Below are 17652 nucleotides of genomic sequence, written 5' to 3'. Positions count from 1 at the left end.
CCCGCGTCAGTCGACGGGTGCGGCCGCGTCGTCGGGCGCGGCGTCGTCGTGTCGGTGACGCACCCGCTCGGTGACGGCGGCCTTGCCCCACACGAGGGCGAGCGCCGCCCCGCCCGCGAGCTCGGCGGCGACGATGCCTCCGGCGAGCAGGGGCGGGGCACCGACCTGCGCCATGCGCCCCGGCCCGACGGCGCCACCCGCCACGAGCTGCAGGGTCACCACGAGCAGCCCGGCCGTGAGGGCGAGACCCAGCAGCGCGAGCCCCAGGTCCGCCCACCGGGCGTCGTGCCCACCGCAGCGTCGCCACACGAACACCCCGGCGACGACGCCCAGGAGCACGACGACCACGGGCGCGAACGAGGCCAGGACCGTGGTCCACTCGGGTCCGGGCAGGGCGCCCAGGAGGGGGACGGCGGGCAGCGCACCCGGCTCGGACGCGCTCGTCGTGAAGCTGCTCCCCTCGCCCACCACGAAGCCGGGGCCCGCGATCCAGGAGCTCACCCAGAGCACCAGGTTCGGGACGACCGCGAGCTGCGAGACCGCGAGGATCAGTCCGCCGAGCAGGCCTGGCGCAAGGCCCACGACGATGTCCCCCGACGTCGCCCGGCCCGCGACGACCCAGGCGCCGACCACGAGGCTCGACACCCCGACCAGCAGGGCCAGGCCCAGCAGGCCCGCACGGGCCCCGAGCCGCACGACGGGCGGGACGTAGGGGTCGAGGGCCGCGGTCAGGTCGCCGACCCGTGGAGCGTCAGGGCGCGAGAGGATCCCGGCACCGAGGCCGACCCCCGCGACGACCGTCCCGCCCAGCAGCGCGAACAGGACGTCCCACCCCGGGGCGGACCCGGCGAGCAGCGCGATGACGAGCGTCGCGACCGCGTAGACCCCGACCCCGACCGCCCACGACGACGTCGCGGTGTGCGCCGAGCGGCGGGCCGACGCGAAGCACGTGAAGACCACCAGGAACGTGAGGCCGAGCGGCACCAGGGTGATCGAGGTGCCTGCGGCCGCGAGCGGGACGCCGTGGGCCAGGAGCCAGAACCCGGCCGCGACCGACACCGACTGGCCCCATCCCCCCGCGTCGCCGTCGCCGGGCCCGGCCGAGGACGCGAGGAATGCCGCGACGGCCGGCAGGATCACCACGGCCAGCGAGAGCGCGAGCGCCTGGAGCGCGGCGACCATGCCCGAGATCCAGCGCCGTGGGGCTTCGAGGGGACGACGAGGACCGCGGGCGGGCTCCTCGACCGTACGGGGTGCCCGTCGCCCGGCGACGGACTGGGTGGGCGTGGTCATGGTCTCCATCGTCGTCGATCGGTCGGCCCTGGCGGTGCAGGTCGGGCGGCGCGCCCGCGATCAGCGCACCTGCCCGGTGCGCGACCGGGCGCCGGCGCGCGTCCGGGAAGAACAGGGTACGCCGACGGCGCCCGGCCGAAGGGTGGCCGGGCGCCGTCGGACCTGCTGAGCGGGTGCTCAGCAGGACGTGATCAGGAGAGGATCTCGCGCATGAGAGCGGCGGTCTCGGACGGCGTCTTGCCGACCTTGACGCCCGCGGCCTCGAGGGCCTCCTTCTTGGCCTGCGCGGTGCCCGACGAGCCGGACACGATGGCGCCGGCGTGGCCCATGGTCTTGCCCTCGGGAGCCGTGAAGCCCGCGACGTAGCCGACGACCGGCTTGGTCACGTGCGCCTGGATGTACGCCGCGGCACGCTCCTCGGCGTCGCCACCGATCTCGCCGATCATGACGATCGCCTCGGTGTCGGGGTCCGCCTCGAACGCCGCGAGGGCGTCGATGTGCGTGGTGCCGATGATCGGGTCGCCGCCGATGCCGATCGCGGTCGAGAAGCCGAAGTCACGCAGCTCGTACATCATCTGGTAGGTCAGCGTGCCGGACTTCGAGACGAGCCCGATCTTGCCGGGGCCCGTGATGTCGGCCGGGATGATGCCGACGTTCGACTTCCCGGGGCTGATGATGCCGGGGCAGTTGGGGCCGATGAGTCGGACACCCTTGGCCTCGGCCAGGGTGAAGAACTCCGCGGAGTCCGCGACCGGGACGCCCTCGGTGATGATGACGGTCAGCGGCATGCCGGCCTCGATGGACTCGACGACCGCCGACTTGGTGAACGCCGGGGGCACGAAGATCACGGAGACGTCGGCACCCGTGGCGGCGATCGCCTCGGCGACGGACCCGAAGACGGGGACGTCGACGGTGCCCTCACCCTTCGGGAAAGAGACCGACGTGCCGGCCTTGCGCGGGTTCACGCCGCCCACGATGTTGGTGCCGGAGGCCAGCATGCGCGTCGTGTGCTTCTGGCCCTCCGAACCCGTCATGCCCTGGACGATGACCTTGGAGTCCTCGTTGATGAAGATTGCCATGTCTGTCTGTTTTCTCTCTCGGGTCTCGGGTCAGGAAGCGGCGTTGGCCAGCTCGGCAGCCTTGTCGGCGCCGCCGTCCATCGTCTCGGCCAGGGTGACGAGCGGGTGGTTCGCCTCCGCGAGGATCGCGCGCCCCTCCTCGACGTTGTTGCCGTCCAGGCGGACGACGAGCGGCTTGTTCGCCTCGTCGCCGAGGATCGCGAGCGCCTGGACGATGCCGTTGGCGACCTCGTCGCACGCCGTGATGCCGCCGAAGACGTTCACGAACACGCTCTTGACCTGCTCGTCGTTGAGGATGACGTCCAGGCCCGCGGCCATGACGGCCGCGGACGCGCCGCCGCCGATGTCGAGGAAGTTGGCGGGCTTGACGCCGCCGTGCTGCTCACCCGCGTAGGCGACGACGTCGAGCGTGCTCATGACGAGGCCCGCGCCGTTGCCGATGATGCCGACCTGGCCGTCGAGCTTGACGTAGTTGAGGTCGTTCTCCTTGGCCTTGGCCTCGAGAGGGTCGGCCGCGTCCTTGTCCTCGAGCGCCTCGTGGTCCGCGTGGCGGAAGCCGGCGTTCTCGTCGAGGGTCACCTTGCCGTCGAGCGCGACGATCGAGCCGTCCTCGGTGCGGACCAGGGGGTTGACCTCGACCAGGGTCGCGTCCTCCTCCTTGTAGACGGTCCACAGCTTCTGGATGACGTCGGCGACCTGTGCCTTGACGTCGTCGGCGAACCCGGCGGCGGCGACGATCTCGTCGGCCTTCGCCTGGTCGATGCCGACGGTCGGGTCCACGGCGACCTTGGCGAGCGCCTCGGGGCGCTCGACCGCGAGGACCTCGATCTCCATGCCGCCCTCGACGCTCGCCATGGCGAGGTACGAGCGGTTGGCCCGGTCGAGGAGCACCGAGAAGTAGAACTCCTCGGCGATCTTCGCGCCCTCCGCGATCATGACGCGGTGGACCGTGTGTCCCTTGATGTCCATGCCGAGGATCTCGGACGCCTTCTCGGCCGTCTCCTCGGGCGAGTGGGCGAGCTTGACGCCGCCCGCCTTGCCGCGACCGCCGACCTTGACCTGGGCCTTGACGACCACGGTCCCGCCACCGAGCTTCTCAGCGCCCTCGCGAGCCTCTTCAGGGGTCGTGGCGACCACGCCGCCCAGCACGGGAACCCCGTGCTTCTCGAAGATGTCGCGCGCCTGGTATTCGAACAGGTCCACCCTGTGTCGTCCTTCCATCTGACTGCCTGACCGGCTAACCGATGTCTCGACATCGAGACATCCCGTCACAGGGTAGCCCGGCAGCACGCCGGGACCTACCCGGGGCGGGCCGTCTCCCCGCTCGGGCGCTGTCTCGTTGGCCACACCCCGGGGGCGTCCGCAGGCGCAGCGGTGCCCGTCGCGGCACGCCCGCCGGGCGGCCGGACGAGGCCAGGAAAGGCGCCCTGACCTGCCCGACGGCGCCGCTCGCCCGGTGCAGGTGAGCCGACGGCCTCCCGGACGAACCGGCGTCGGGACCTGGCGCCTAGAGCTTGGTGACGGGCGAGAAGCGCAGCAGGAGACGCTTGGTGCCGTCCGCCCCGAAGTCGATCTTGGCGACCGCGTTGGTGCCCGCACCCTCGACCGCGACGACCGTGCCGAGCCCGTAGGCGTCGTGCGTGACCTTGTCGCCGATCGCGAGCGAGGGGATGTCCCCCTCCTTGCGCGGGGTCGCCGAGCCGAACTTCGGACCGTCGGGGTTGGGCGTGACGGTACGCGTGCGGACCGCACCGTTGCGCGAGCCCGAGCCCCCGGAGCCGTAGCCGCTGCCCGAGCCGCCGCGTGAGCCGCCCGACGACGAGCCCCACCCGCCCGTGTAGCCGCCCGGGCCGCGCAGGGTCGCCATGGACGACTCCTTGCGGCGCCAGTCCCACAGGTCCTCGGGGATCTCGTCGAGGAACCGGCTGGGCGGGAACTCGTTGGCCATGCCCCATGCCGACCGGACCGCGGAGCGCGAGATGTAGAGCCGCTCCCGGGCACGCGTGATGCCGACGTACGCGAGGCGCCGCTCCTCGGCGAGCTCGCTCTCGTCGTGCAGCGAGCGCATGTGCGGGAACGTGCCGTCCTCCATGCCGCTGAGGAACACCACGGGGAACTCGAGCCCCTTGGCCGTGTGCAGCGTCATGAGCGTCACGACGCCCGGGTCGACGACGGGCTTGCCCTCGTGGCCCTCGTCGTCGCTCGACGGGATCTGGTCCGAGTCCGCGACGAGCGAGACGCGCTCCAGGAAGTCCGTGAGCGTGCCCTCGGGCTCGAGCTCGGTGAACTCGCTCGCGACCGCGTGCAGCTCGGCGAGGTTCTCGACGCGCGACCCGTCCTGCGGGTCGTCGCTGGCCCGCAGCTCGGCGAGGTAGCCCGAACGGTCGAGGACCGCTCCGAGGATCTCCGCGGGCGTCGCGCCCGTCGCGTACAGGTCGAGCAGGCCGTGGAACAGCTCGCGGAACGAGCGCAGCGGGTTGAGGGTCCGGGTCGTCATGCCCGGGATCTCCTCGGCGCGGTCGAGCGACGCCGCGAACGAGATGCGCTCGCGCTCGGCGAACGCCGCGACGAGGGCCTCGGCGCGGTCGCCGAGGCCGCGCTTGGGCACGTTGAGGATGCGGCGCAGGTTCACGTCGTCGTCGGGGTTCGCGACGGCACGCAGGTAGGCGATCGCGTCCTTGATCTCGCGCCGTTCGTAGAAGCGGGTGCCGCCGACGACCTTGTACGGCAGGCCGACGCGGATCAGCACCTCCTCGAGGGCACGGGACTGCGCGTTGGTCCGGTAGAAGATCGCGACGTCGCCCGGGCGCACGCCGTCCGAGTCGCCGAGGCGGTCGATCTCCTCGGCGATGAAGCGCGCTTCCTCGTGCTCGTTGTCCGCGACGTAGCCGATGATCTTGACGCCGGCCCCCGCGTCCGTCCACAGGCGCTTGGGCTTGCGGTCGATGTTGCGCGAGATGACCGCGTTCGCGGCCGAGAGGATGTTCTGCGTCGAGCGGTAGTTCTGCTCGAGCAGGATGGTGCGGGCGTTCGGGTAGTCGGCCTCGAACTCGAGGATGTTGCGGATCGTCGCGCCACGGAAGGCGTAGATCGACTGGTCGGCATCACCGACGACCGTCAGCTCGCCGGGCGGGATGGTGCCCGGCACCCAGGTGCCGTCCTCGCCCTGCGCCGGCGGGGCGCTCGCCCCCGCGAGCTCGCGCACCAGGACGTACTGCGCGTGGTTGGTGTCCTGGTACTCGTCGACCAGCACGTGCCGGAACCGGCGACGGTAGTGCTCCGCGACGGCCGGGAAGGCCTGCAGGAGGTTGACCGTGGCCATGATGATGTCGTCGAAGTCGAGCGCGTGCGCCTGCGCCAGGCGGGCCTGGTAGCGCGAGTAGACGTCCGAGAGGACCTGGTCGAACGCGTTGGCCGGACCACCGGCACCCTGTGCGCCGTCCGCAGCGGAGGCACCGCTCTCCCGCGCGTAGCGCTCGGGGTCGATCAGCTCGTTCTTGAGGTCCGAGATCTTGTTCGACAGCGTCCGTGCCGGGTACTTCTTCACGTCCAGGTTGAGCTCGCGGCTGACGAGCGTGATGAGCCGCTGCGAGTCGGCCGCGTCGTAGATCGAGAAGCTCGACTTGAGCCCGAGCGCCGCGGCCTCCTTGCGCAGGATCCGCACGCACGCCGAGTGGAACGTCGAGACCCACATGTACCGGGCCGCGGGGCCGATGAGCGACTCGACGCGCTCGCGCATCTCCGCGGCGGCCTTGTTGGTGAAGGTGATCGCGAGGATCTCGCCCGGCCGCGCCCGGCCGGTCGCGAGCAGGTACGCGATGCGGTGCGTCAGGACCCGGGTCTTGCCCGAGCCCGCACCCGCCACGATGAGCAGCGGGCTGCCCGCGTGCACCACGGCCTCACGTTGCTGCGGGTTCATCCCGTCGAGCAGCGCGTCCGGGTCGATGTGCGAGAAGCCACCGACGCGGTGCCCCTCCTCGTCGCGGCCCGCCGCGTCGGCACGCTCCGCCGAGCCCCGCCCCGGGCGGGCGGACGTGCGCGCGGAACCTCCGCCGTCGGGCGCCTCGTCCCACCGCGGCGCGGTGGTCGGCAGGCGCGACGAGTCCCCGAGGGACGCGAGGTCGAATCCGGGCAGCGGCAGGTTCTCGAAGAGCGATGTCATAGCCCCACCAGCCTAGGCGTGCGCACCGACACTCCCCGCATCGGCACGCGTCCCGCAAGCTCACGGGACGCGCACGCCCGGGCCGGCGACCGATGACTTCGTGCCCTCGCCGCGGTCCTCCCCACGACGCCCTCCGTCGAGGGCGCCCCGCTGCCAAGGAGGAATCATGACGACGACCCACTTCACGGGCCTGCACACGGTCGCGGTCCCGGTGCGCGACCAGGACGCCGCGCTCGCGTTCTACCGCGACACCCTGGGCTTCGAGGTCCGCATGGACGGCGACCTCCAGGAAGGGTTCCGCTGGATCGAGGTCGCCCCGCCCGGCGCCGCGGTCTCGGTGGCTCTCGTCCAGGAGGGCCAGGGCCAGGAGGCCGGGGCCGACACGGGCATCCGCCTCGCGACCTCGGACGCCGCCGCCGACCACGCGACGCTCGCCCGACAGGGCGTGCGCGTCGACGAGCTGCTGCGCTGGGACGGTGTCCCGCCCATGTTCTCGATGCGCGACCTCGACGGCAACGTGCTCTACGTGACGGAGATCTCGGTCGGGTGACCCGTCGGTCGTGCGCGTTCGCCCCGAGAACGAGGTTGCGGTCGCGTCGCGGCCCCTGGCGGCCGCCGTCCCGTTCTCGGCAACCGGCCACCGTGCGACCACGATCAGGGCTGCCGGGCGCCCCGGGCCGCGCGCCGGATAAGGTCGGGCACGTGAACGTCTTCGCCGACCCCGTGACCCTGACCGGCCGTCTCGTGCGCCTCGTCCCGCTGCGGGCGGACCACCACGACGCCCTCGTCGAGGCCGTGCGCGACGGCGAGCTGTGGAACCGCTGGTACACCTCGGTGCCGACCCCCGAGGAGATGGCGGTGTACATCCAGGACAAGATCGCCGCCCGTGAGGCGGGCACGGCCAACCCGTGGGTCGTGGTCCGCAACGCCGACGACCAGGTGCTGGGCATCACGACGTTCCTCGGGATCGACCCCCTCAACCGGCGCGTCGAGATCGGCGCCACCTGGCAGCGCGCGGGGGCGCAGGGCACGGGCGCGAACCCTGCCGCGAAGCTCCTGCTGCTCGCGCACGCGTTCGACGACCTCGACGCGATCGCGGTCGAGTTCCGCACCCACTTCCACAACCGCGAGTCGCGCTCCGCGATCGAGCGCCTGGGCGCCAAGCTCGACGGGGTCCTGCGCAGCCACCAGATCGGGTACGACGGCACGCTGCGCGACACCGTCGTCTACTCGGTCACGGCCGCCGAGTGGCCGACCGTGCGGGTCGGTCTGGAGTACCGGCTGCGGGCACGCCTCGGCGCCTGAGTCCCCCGCGTCCCCACACCCGAGCGCCCCTCCCCTCCCCCCTCGGCCGGACCTGACTCTTCCGGTCAGGCCCCGTCACGTGGTCGAGAACGGGGTTGAGGTCGTTCCGGCCTCCAGAACGACCTCGACCCCGTTCTCGGCACCTCCCGTGGCGCCGGGCTCATGTCAGCGCGAGACCCACGCCCCACGTCGCCGCCGCGAGCAGCCCTCCCAGCAGCTGGACCACGATCGTGATGCCCGTGGCCTGCAGCGCGGCGACGGTCGCCCGCCAGGCCGCTCGTCGGTCGCGCCGACGGATCAGCTCGGCCACGAAGACCGCGGCCACGAAGCCGATGAACAGCCCGACCACAGGGATGACGAAGAACCCGACCACGCCCACCAGGCCGCCCCACGCGAGCGTCGACCACGGGACCTCTGCCCGCCGCATGTGCCGGCCGGCGAGCAGGAGCTGGCCGCCCTCGGCCGCGACGACGAAGGTCGCGGCCACCGCGAAGACGACCCACGCCGTCGTGCCGCCCGTCATGATCGCCCACACCAGGATCGCCCCGCCCACGAGCGTGTTGCCCGGCAGGACCTGCACCACGATGCCGGCCAGCCCGACCAGGATCACCAGGCCGACGACCACCTCTCCCACCACGCTCACGCGCGCACCCACTTCCTCGACGACAGAGCCGGAACGACAGAGCTCCCCGCACCCTGACGGGTACGGGGAGCTCGTCAATCTACGCGACCCTCACCCGACGGTCCGGACCGGCAGGCAGACCGGTGCGGCGCACGCGGCCCGGGTCGCGTCGTGCGTCAGACGAAGACTGCGACGATGATGTTGACCAGCGTGAGGCCGCCGATCGAGTGCTTGAGCGCGGGCGAGATCTTGTCGCCCTGGCGCACGCCGATGAACGCGAGGACCGCGATGATCACGGCGATGACGAGCTTGATGCCGATCTTCATCATGCTGGGGCCGCCGTCGTCCCACATGCCGCTCATCTCAGCGACGCCCACCATGAGGATGCCCGCGACGGCAGCCGTCGCGGCACCGTGGAAGACGCCCTTGTTGAGCGCGGCGGACTTGAGCGACACGAAGTAGCCGCCGAGGACGATGGCCCAGCCGACGAAGTGCAGGACCGCGAACACGTTGTAGACGATTTCCATGACCACATCCTAGTTTGCTGACGCCGCTGTCGGAAAAAGATGGGCGTGGCGCTGCTCACCCCATCCTCCCCGCACCGCCCGAGGTGCGCCGAAGTCTGAGACACCCATCCACCATGCGGACAGGGGGTGTTCATTCACCCGCTGCCTCTGTAGCGTTCCCGCCATGACCACGGCAGCGCACCTCCTCCTCGTGACGACGCGTCACGAGGCGACGGCCTGCGCCCGCAACAGCTTCTGCTGTTGTTGTTGACCCGCGCCTGACTCAGCCCGAGCCGTCCTCGCCGACCGCTCGCCATCTTCCTGAGCCAAGGGCGCGCGTGGTCGGCCCTCAGCCCCCTCGTTCTCTGCTGAGTCCTTCGGTCCGCGTGCCCACGTCCCCCCACGAGGAGCACGATGACGCCGCCGAACACCGCCACTGACGCGACCCCGGTCGCCGGTCAGCCGGCAGGCAGCAGCACCCCCGCACCGGTCGGCCCGAGCGCCGGCACCGAGTCCACCTCGCAGGTGCCCGACGCCGCCGCTCGCCCCGAGCGCCCGGCCCGCCCCGCGCGCGTCGCCCGGCCCAACGGCCAGTGGGCCGTCGACGGCAAGGAGCCGCTCAACGGCAACGAGAAGTGGAAGCAGGAGGACGGCGGCCTCTCGGTGCGCCAGCGCATCGAGGACGTCTACTCGCGCGAGGGCTTCGACTCGATCACGGGCGACGACCTGCACGGACGCTTTCGCTGGTGGGGCCTGTACACGCAGCGCAAGCGCGGGATCGACGGCGGGCGCACCGCGGCGCTCGAGCCGCACGAGCTCGAGGACAAGTACTTCATGCTCCGCGTCCGCATCGACGGTGGCGCGGTCACGACCGAGCAGCTGCGCGTCATCGCGGACATCTCGCGCGACTTCGGCCGCGACAGCGCCGACATCACGGACCGCCAGAACATCCAGCTCCACTGGGTCGAGGTCGAGGACGTCCCCGAGATCTGGCGCCGGCTCGAGTCCGTGGGGCTGCAGACGACCGAGGCCTGCGGCGACGTGCCGCGCGTCGTCCTGGGCAGCCCGGTCGCCGGGATCGCCGCGGACGAGCTGATCGACCCCGCCCGGGTCATCAAGGAGATCACCGACAAGTACATCGGGGTCCCCGAGCTCGCGAACCTGCCCCGCAAGTTCAAGACCGCCGTGACGGGCCACCCCTCCCAGGACGTGGTCCACGAGATCAACGACGTGGGCTTCGTCGCGCTCGAGCACCCCGAGCTCGGCGTCGGCTTCGACGTGTGGGTCGGCGGCGGCCTGTCCGCCAACCCCCGGCTGGGCGAGCGCCTCGGCGCGTTCGTCACCGAGGAGCAGGTGGCCGACGTGTGGCACGGGGTCGTCCAGATCTTCCGCGACTACGGCTACCGGCGCCTGCGCAACAAGGCCCGCCTGAAGTTCCTGCTCGCCGACTGGGGACCGGCGAAGTTCCGCGAGGTGCTCGAGACCGAGTACCTGGGCTACGCGCTGCCCGACGGCCCGCCCGCCCCGCAGCCGTCCCAGCCGGGCGACCACGTCGGCGTGCACAAGCAGAAGGACGGCCTCAACTACATCGGCGCCGCTCCCTACGTCGGCCGCGTCTCGGGGAGCATCCTCGCGGCCGTCGCGGACCTCGCCGAGTCGGCCGGGTCGCACCGCGTGCGATTCACCCCGCACCAGAAGCTGCTCGTGCTCGACGTCCCCGACGAGCACCTCGAGCGTGTCGTGTCCGGGCTCAAGGAGCAGGGCCTCGACGCGAACCCGAGCCCGTTCCGCCGCAGCACCATCGCGTGCACGGGCATCGAGTACTGCAAGCTCGCGATCGTCGAGACCAAGGCCGCGGCGAGCCGCGCGATCGACGACCTCGAGAAGCGCCTCGGCGACCTCTCCGCGATGAAGCCGCTCTCGCTGCACATCAACGGCTGCCCCAACTCCTGCGCCCGCATCCAGACCGCGGACATCGGCCTCAAGGGCCAGCTCGTGATGGACGACGACGGCAACCAGGTCCCCGGGTTCCAGGTCCACCTGGGCGGCGGCCTGACCTCGGACGACCGCGCGGAGGCCGGCCTCGGCCGGACCGTGCGCGGCCTCAAGGTCACCAACGACGACCTGCCCGAGTACGTCGAGCGCGTCGTGCGCCAGTTCGAGAAGGAGAAGGACGGCGAGGAGAGCTTCGCCCAGTGGGCGCACCGCGCGGACGAGGAGTCGCTGCGATGAGCGGGACGACCACGAACCCGGGCGGGGCCGCGCACCCTGCCGGAGCGGCGCCGTCGGGCACCGTGGGCGCTGCGGGCACGGCGACCGGCGGCGACCCGCTCGCCGCCCTGCGCGCGGCCGCCAGGGCACGCACCGAGGCGCGCGCCGAGTCCAGGGCCGCGCACGCGGCCCGGCGCGCCCAGAACGCCCGCCCCCAGCGGTCGGCCGACGAGCTGCGTGCGATCGTCGAGCGCGGTCAGGCCGAGCTCCACGGTTCTGGCCTGGGGGCCCCGGACGAGGCGACCGCCGAGCAGGTCGTCGCCTGGGCCGTGCGCGAGTTCGGCGACTCGATCGCCGTCGCGTGCTCCATGGCCGACGCGGTCCTGCCGCACGTCGTCGCGCAACAGGCCCCCTGGGTCGACGTCCTGTTCCTCGAGACCGGCTACCACTTCCCCGAGACCTCGGGCACGCGCGACGCCGTCGAGCAGCAGATGGAGGTCACGATCGTCGACGTCCTGCCGCAGCTCACCGTGGCCCAGCAGGACGAGGCGCACGGCAAGGACCTCTGGTCGCGCGACCCCGCCGCGTGCTGCGCGATGCGCAAGGTCGAGCCCCTGACCCGCACGCTCGGCGAGTACGAGGTCTGGGTCACGGGCGTGCGCCGCGACGAGGCCCCGACCCGCACCAACACCCCGCTCGTGACCTGGGACGAGAAGAACGGGCTCGTCAAGATCAACCCGCTCGCCGCCTGGTCCTTCGACGACCTGCTCGGCTACGCGGCCGACCACCAGGTCGTCCTCAACCCGCTCCTCAACGACGGGTACCCCTCGATCGGCTGCGCGCCCTGCACGCGCCGCGTCGCCCCCGGCGAGGACCCGCGCGCAGGCCGGTGGGCCGGGCTCGACAAGACCGAGTGCGGGCTCCACGTATGAGCGCCGCGACCACGCACCACCGGACGGTGCCCACCGACGTGCCGACCGACCACCCCACGCACCCCGACGAGAAGAGCGACGCCTTGACCGCCCCCCTCGCCCCACCGGCCTCCCCCACGGAGACCACCGATTCCGCCCCCACCTACCGCCTCACGCAGCTCGAGTCCCTCGAGTCCGAGGCCGTCCACATCATCCGCGAGGTCGTCGCGGAGTTCGAGCGCCCCGTGCTGCTCTTCAGCGGCGGCAAGGACTCGGTCGTCATGCTGCACCTGGCGACCAAGGCGTTCTGGCCCGCCCCCGTGCCGTTCCCGCTGCTGCACGTCGACACGGGGCACAACTTCCCCGAGGTCCTCGCGTACCGCGACGCGACCGTCGAGCGCCTCGGCGCCCGCCTCGAGGTCGCGTCCGTCCAGGACTACCTCGACGACGGCCGCCTCCTGGAGCGCGCCGACGGCACGCGCAACCCGCTCCAGACCCAACCGCTGCTCGACGCCATCACGGGCCACAAGTTCGACGCCGTGTTCGGTGGCGGCCGCCGCGACGAGGAGAAGGCGCGCGCCAAGGAGCGCGTCATCTCGCTGCGCGACGAGTTCGGCCAGTGGGACCCGCGCAACCAGCGGCCCGAGCTGTGGAACCTGTACAACGGCCGCCACCGCCCGGGCGAGCACGTCCGCGCGTTCCCGCTGAGCAACTGGACCGAGCTCGACATCTGGCGCTACATCGCGGCCGAGAAGATCGACCTGCCCAGCCTCTACTACGCGCACGAGCGCGAGGTCTTCGAGCGCGACGGCATGCTGCTCGCCGTCGGACCGTACTCCCAGCCGCGCAACGACGCCGAGGCCGCGAACGTCCGCACCGAGACCGTGCGCTACCGGACCGTGGGCGACATGTCGTGCACGGGCGCGGTCGAATCCGACTCCTACACGGTCGACGACGTCATCACCGAGGTCGCTGCGACCCGCATCACCGAGCGCGGCGCCACGCGCGCCGACGACCGGATCTCCGAAGCCGCCATGGAAGACCGCAAGAAGGAGGGGTACTTCTAGTGAGCGCCACCACCACGCCCCCGCTGCCCACGAGCACCCTGCTGCGCCTCGCGACCGCCGGGTCCGTCGACGACGGGAAGTCGACGCTCGTCGGCCGTCTGCTGTTCGACTCCAAGTCCGTCCTCGCGGACCAGCTCGACGCCGTCGAGCGCGTCTCGCGCGACCGCGGCCTCGCCACGGCCGACCTCGCGCTGCTGACCGACGGCCTGCGCGCCGAGCGCGAGCAGGGCATCACGATCGACGTCGCCTACCGCTACTTCGCGACGGCCAAGCGCTCGTTCATCCTGGCCGACTGCCCCGGGCACGTGCAGTACACGCGCAACACCGTCACGGGGGCCTCGACGGCCGACGTCGTCGTGCTGCTCATCGACGCCCGCAAGGGACTGCTCGAGCAGACGCGCCGCCACCTCGCGGTCGCGAGCCTCCTGCGCGTGCCCCACGTGATCGTCGCCGTCAACAAGATCGACCTGGTCGACTACAGCCAGGAGCGCTACGAGGAGCTCGCGGGCCAGATCCGCGAGGCCGCGGCCTCGCTCGGCGTCGCGCACATCCTCACGCTGCCCGTCTCGGCGCTCGAGGGCGTCAACGTCGTCGACCGCTCGGGCGGCCCCGACGGCAGGACGCCCTGGTACGACGGACCGAGCCTGCTCGACCTGCTCGAGGAGCTCCCCGCGGCCGAGACGCCCGACACCGAGGCCTTCCGCTTCCCCGTCCAGGTCGTCCTGCGCCCCCAGGGCGCGGCCCTCGAGGAGCGGTTCCGCGACTACCGCGGGTACGCGGGCCAGATCGCCTCGGGCGTGGTCCGCGTGGGCGACGAGGTCGTGGTCCTGCCCAGCGGGAAGAAGAGCACGGTCGAGGGCATCGACACGGCTGACGGCACGCTCGCCGAGGCCTTCGCCCCGCAGTCGGTCACGATCCGCCTCACGGACGAGATCGACATCGCCCGCGGCGACCTCATCGCGGCGGCAGCCGACGCCCCGCAGGTCACGCAGGACGTCGAGGGCACCGTCGCGTGGCTCAGCGACAAGACGCTGCGCCCCGGCACCCGCGTGCTGCTCAAGCACACGACCCGCACCGTGCAGGCCGTGGTGCGCGACGTCGTCGGGCGCCTGGACCTCGACACCGCCGAGCTCGAGCCCGCGGAGGCGCTCGAGCTCAACGACATCGGGCGCGTCACCCTGCGCCTCGCCTCACCCGTCGCGGCCGAGGAGTACGTCACCTCGCGCCGCACCGGTGCCTTCCTCCTGATCGACGGTCAGGACGGCGGCACCCTCGCAGCAGGAATGGTCGGAGACGCCCTGGCGGCCGTGCGATGTCCTTCGCAGCGTCCCGTGCAGTACGCGATCTGAGGTCCCCCGACCACCGCAGGTCGGGGCCCGGACCACCGGGCCCTCGGATCGCGTACCGCACGGATCGGCGCTGCCGGGACTCGACACGTCCACCGCCAGGCAACCACCGACCATCCAGAAGGACCCACCATGAACACGTCGTCCCGCCCGACCCGCACGACCCGAGCCGGCACGTCACGACACCGCTTCGCCCGGACCCGCTCCGCGGTCGCCGCGCTCGCCGTCGCACCGCTGCTCCTGCTCTCCGCCTGCTCCACGGGCACGTCCGACGCCGCCGACAGCCCCGACGCCTCGAGCGGCCCCGCCGACGAGCTGCGCCTCGGCTACTTCGCCAACGTCACGCACGCCCCGGCCCTCGTCGGGGTCGCCGGCGGACAGTTCGAGGAAGCCCTGGGCGACACCAAGCTCTCGACCCAGGTGTTCAACGCCGGACCCGCCGCGATCGAGGCCCTCAACGCGGGGGCCATCGACGCCACGTTCATCGGCCCCAACCCCGCGATCAACAACTTCGTGAAGTCGAACGGAGAGGCCGTGCGCATCATCGCGGGCTCGACGTCGGGCGGGGCCCAGCTCGTCGTGCGCGACGGGATCGACACGGCCGCCGACCTCAAGGGCACCAAGATCGCCTCACCCCAGCTCGGCGGGACCCAGGACGTCGCGCTGCGCGCCTGGCTCACCGAGAACGGCCTGAAGAACGACATCCAGGGAGGCGGAGACGTCGCGGTCACCCCGACCGAGAACGCCCAGACCCTCACGCTGTTCCAGAACGGCGAGCTCGACGGTGGCTGGCTGCCCGAGCCCTGGGCCTCGCGCCTCGTGCTCGACGCGGGCGCCCACGTCCTGGTCGACGAGAAGGACCTGTGGGACGACGGCCAGTTCCTCACCACGCACCTCATCGTCCGCACCGACTTCCTCGAAGAGCACCCGGAGACCGTCGAGGCGCTCCTGCGCGGCGAGGTCGCGGCGATCGACTGGCTCAACGCCAACCCGGACGAGGCCAAGCCGCTCGTCAACGGCGAGATCGAGAAGATCGCCGGCAAGCCCCTGTCGGACGCGGTCCTCGACCGCGCCTTCACCAACATCACCTTCACGACGGACCCGCTCGCGGGCACGCTCAACACCCTGCTCGAGGACGGCGTGACGGCCGGGACCACCACCGAGGCGGACCTCGACGGCATCTACGACCTGAGCCTCCTCAACAAGGTGCTGAAGGAGGCCGGTCAGCCGACCGTCTCCGCCGCAGGTCTCGGCAAGGAGTAGCACGATGACCACCACGTCCCCCGCCCGCACGGGCACCCCGACCGGAGCAGACGCAACGGCCCCGAGCGAGGTCGACACCCCCACGACCGGCGTCCGCCTGCGCGGCGTGTCCAAGCGGTTCTCCCCCGACGGCGCCCCGGTGCTCGACGGGATCGACCTGGACATCGCGCAGGGCGAGTTCGTCTGCCTGCTCGGAGCCTCCGGCTGCGGCAAGTCGACGCTGCTCAACATCGTCGCGGGTCTCGAGCGCCCGACCACGGGGGACGTGGAGGTCGCCGGGGACGGCGCGGCCCTGATGTTCCAGGAGTCCGCGCTGTTCCCCTGGCTCACCGCGAGCCGCAACATCGAGCTCGCCCTGAAGTTCCGGGGCGTGCCCCGCTCCGAGCGCCGCGAGCGGGCCGCTGAGCTGCTCTCGCTCGTGCGGCTCGACGGTTCGGGCGACAAGCGCGTCCACGAGCTCTCGGGCGGCATGCGCCAGCGCGTCGCGCTGGCCCGCTCGCTCGCCCAGGAGCGGGACGTCCTGCTCATGGACGAGCCGTTCGCGGCGCTCGACGCCATCACCCGTGACCTGCTGCACGACGAGCTCGAACGCGTCTGGGAGCAGACGGGCCGCACGATCGTGTTCATCACGCACAACGTCCGCGAGGCCGTGCGGCTCGGGCAGCGCGTGCTGCTCATGTCGTCGCGCCCCGGGCGCATCGTGCGCGAGTGGGACGTCGACGTGTACGGGGCCGACGAGCAGCGCAGCATCGAGGCCGCCGCCGCGTCGCGCCTCGCGACCGAGATCACCAACGACCTCCGTGAGGAGATCCGCCGTCATGCCGTCTGAGACGTCGAAGAGCACCGAGACCCTGGCCCCGCGCGACGGCGCCCTGCCTGGCCCGGACGCGTCCGGGCACTCGCCCGAGACGCGCGACGCCGTCGCGACCGGTCCGCGCGAGGCGGGGGCCGCCGTCGGGCACGCCAAGGACGTGAGCGACATCGAGGCGGGACTCGACGCCCTCCAGACGACCGTCGCCCCCACCGCGAGCCGGTGGTCCACGGCGTTCCACGCCGTCTACCCGCCGGTCCTCGCGATCGCGATCCTGCTCGCCGTCTGGCAGACCCTCGTGTGGCTCGAGGTCCAGCCCATCTACAACCTGCCCGGCCCCGAGCAGGTCTGGGAGGCCGTCACACGCGCCGCGGAGAGCGGCACGCTGTGGCAGGCCCTCGGGACGAGCCTCGAGCGCGGCGTCCTGGGCTTCCTCGCGGCCGTCGCGATCGGCACGCCGCTCGGCATCCTCGTGGCCCGCGTGCGCTGGGTGCGCGTCTCGTTCGGGCCCATCATCACGGGCCTGCAGGTGCTGCCGTCGGTCGCCTGGGTGCCCGCGGGCATCATCTGGTTCGGGCTGTCCGACGCCACGGTGTACTTCGTGATCCTCATGGGCGCGGTGCCCTCGATCATCAACGGGATCGTGTCGGGCGTGGACCAGGTGCCGCCGCTGTACCGGCGCGTGGGTCAGGTCCTGGGCGCGGGCCGCTTCCAGATGATCAAGGACGTCATCCTCCCCGCGGCCTTCCCCGGCTACCTCGCGGGCCTCAAGCAGGGCTGGGCGTTCTCGTGGCGCTCGCTCATGGCCGCGGAGATCATCGCGGTCGGCGGCGGGATCGGGTTCGGGCTGGGCGCGTTCCTCCAGCAGGGGCGCGAGCTGTCCGACATGGCGCTCGTCTTCACGGCGATCCTGCTGATCCTCGTGGTCGGCATGGTCATCGAGCTGCTGTTCTTCGCCCCGGTCGAGAAGTCGATGCTGCGTCGTCGGGGCCTGGCCCCCGAGACGTCGGCCGGCAAGGGCTCGGGGTGGCTGCTGCGCCGGCGTGAGCTGGCCACCGCCGCTTTCGGGCGATGAT

General features: G+C 72.1%; 15 protein-coding genes. 9 read left to right on the top strand and 6 right to left on the bottom strand.

The window, feature by feature from the left end:
• Positions 1–6: 6 nt before the first annotated feature.
• From JOD48_RS06225 to pcrA, 4 genes are all read right to left on the bottom strand, one after another.
• Complete coding sequence (locus tag JOD48_RS06225) at positions 7–1293, bottom strand: cell division protein PerM (RefSeq protein WP_191789429.1); 1287 nt, start codon at positions 1291–1293, stop codon at positions 7–9.
• 191 nt (positions 1294–1484) lie between these two features.
• Complete coding sequence (gene sucD / locus JOD48_RS06220; protein ID WP_191789430.1) at positions 1485–2372, bottom strand: succinate--CoA ligase subunit alpha; 888 nt, start codon at positions 2370–2372, stop codon at positions 1485–1487.
• A 30-nt stretch (positions 2373–2402) separates the two neighbouring features.
• A complete protein-coding gene (gene sucC / locus JOD48_RS06215; protein ID WP_191789431.1) occupies positions 2403–3575 on the bottom strand; it encodes an ADP-forming succinate--CoA ligase subunit beta in 1173 nt (390 codons plus the stop codon).
• Positions 3576–3879: 304 nt separating this feature from the next.
• Positions 3880–6534 carry a DNA helicase PcrA gene (gene pcrA, locus JOD48_RS06210; protein WP_204808082.1) on the bottom strand — a complete coding sequence of 885 codons (2655 nt, stop codon included), beginning with the start codon at positions 6532–6534 and terminating at the stop codon, positions 3880–3882.
• A 166-nt stretch (positions 6535–6700) separates the two neighbouring features.
• Between pcrA and JOD48_RS06205 the strand changes: the two genes are divergently transcribed.
• Positions 6701–7084 (top strand): VOC family protein, encoded by a 384-nt coding sequence (locus tag JOD48_RS06205; RefSeq protein WP_191789433.1) that lies wholly within the window; start codon positions 6701–6703, stop codon positions 7082–7084.
• A 152-nt stretch (positions 7085–7236) separates the two neighbouring features.
• On the top strand, positions 7237–7839 hold the full coding sequence (locus JOD48_RS06200) for a GNAT family N-acetyltransferase (RefSeq protein ID WP_191789434.1): 603 nt from the start codon (positions 7237–7239) through the stop codon (positions 7837–7839).
• Between the two features lie 160 nt (positions 7840–7999).
• Here JOD48_RS06200 and JOD48_RS06195 read toward each other — a convergent pair whose 3' ends face one another.
• Positions 8000–8482: a DUF456 domain-containing protein gene (locus JOD48_RS06195; RefSeq protein WP_191789435.1), complete on the bottom strand. Its 483-nt coding sequence runs from the start codon at positions 8480–8482 to the stop codon at positions 8000–8002.
• A 155-nt stretch (positions 8483–8637) separates the two neighbouring features.
• Positions 8638–8988 carry a hypothetical protein gene (locus JOD48_RS06190; RefSeq protein ID WP_138825406.1) on the bottom strand — a complete coding sequence of 117 codons (351 nt, stop codon included), beginning with the start codon at positions 8986–8988 and terminating at the stop codon, positions 8638–8640.
• Between the two features lie 393 nt (positions 8989–9381).
• On the opposite strand from JOD48_RS06190, the gene JOD48_RS06185 reads away from it, so the two are divergent.
• From JOD48_RS06185 to JOD48_RS06155, 7 genes are all read left to right on the top strand, one after another.
• Positions 9382–11199: a nitrite/sulfite reductase gene (locus JOD48_RS06185; protein ID WP_204808079.1), complete on the top strand. Its 1818-nt coding sequence runs from the start codon at positions 9382–9384 to the stop codon at positions 11197–11199.
• Entirely contained in the window at positions 11196–12110 is a 915-nt protein-coding gene (locus JOD48_RS06180; RefSeq protein ID WP_191789437.1) for a phosphoadenylyl-sulfate reductase, read from the top strand. The genes JOD48_RS06185 and JOD48_RS06180 overlap by 4 nt, the downstream gene beginning before the upstream one ends.
• The gene (gene cysD / locus JOD48_RS06175) at positions 12107–13156 is read left to right on the top strand and encodes a sulfate adenylyltransferase subunit CysD (RefSeq protein ID WP_204808077.1); all 1050 of its coding nucleotides are present in this window, start codon (positions 12107–12109) and stop codon (positions 13154–13156) included. The genes JOD48_RS06180 and cysD overlap by 4 nt, the downstream gene beginning before the upstream one ends.
• On the top strand, positions 13156–14505 hold the full coding sequence (locus tag JOD48_RS06170; protein ID WP_204808075.1) for a sulfate adenylyltransferase subunit 1: 1350 nt from the start codon (positions 13156–13158) through the stop codon (positions 14503–14505). Before cysD ends, JOD48_RS06170 begins: the two co-directional genes overlap by 1 nt.
• 129 nt (positions 14506–14634) lie before the next feature.
• Entirely contained in the window at positions 14635–15765 is a 1131-nt protein-coding gene (locus JOD48_RS06165) for an ABC transporter substrate-binding protein (RefSeq protein ID WP_191789440.1), read from the top strand.
• A gap of 4 nt (positions 15766–15769) precedes the next feature.
• The gene (locus JOD48_RS06160) at positions 15770–16594 is read left to right on the top strand and encodes an ABC transporter ATP-binding protein (protein ID WP_191789441.1); all 825 of its coding nucleotides are present in this window, start codon (positions 15770–15772) and stop codon (positions 16592–16594) included.
• Positions 16584–17651: an ABC transporter permease gene (locus JOD48_RS06155; RefSeq protein WP_204808073.1), complete on the top strand. Its 1068-nt coding sequence runs from the start codon at positions 16584–16586 to the stop codon at positions 17649–17651. The genes JOD48_RS06160 and JOD48_RS06155 overlap by 11 nt, the downstream gene beginning before the upstream one ends.
• The last annotated feature ends 1 nt before the right edge of the window (position 17652 follow it).

This window comes from Oerskovia paurometabola (genome assembly GCF_016907365.1).
Classification (GTDB): Bacteria; Actinomycetota; Actinomycetes; order Actinomycetales; family Cellulomonadaceae; genus Oerskovia; species Oerskovia paurometabola.
The sequence above is the reverse complement of the archived record's forward strand: the minus strand, read 5'-3'. Positions and strand labels throughout refer to the sequence as shown.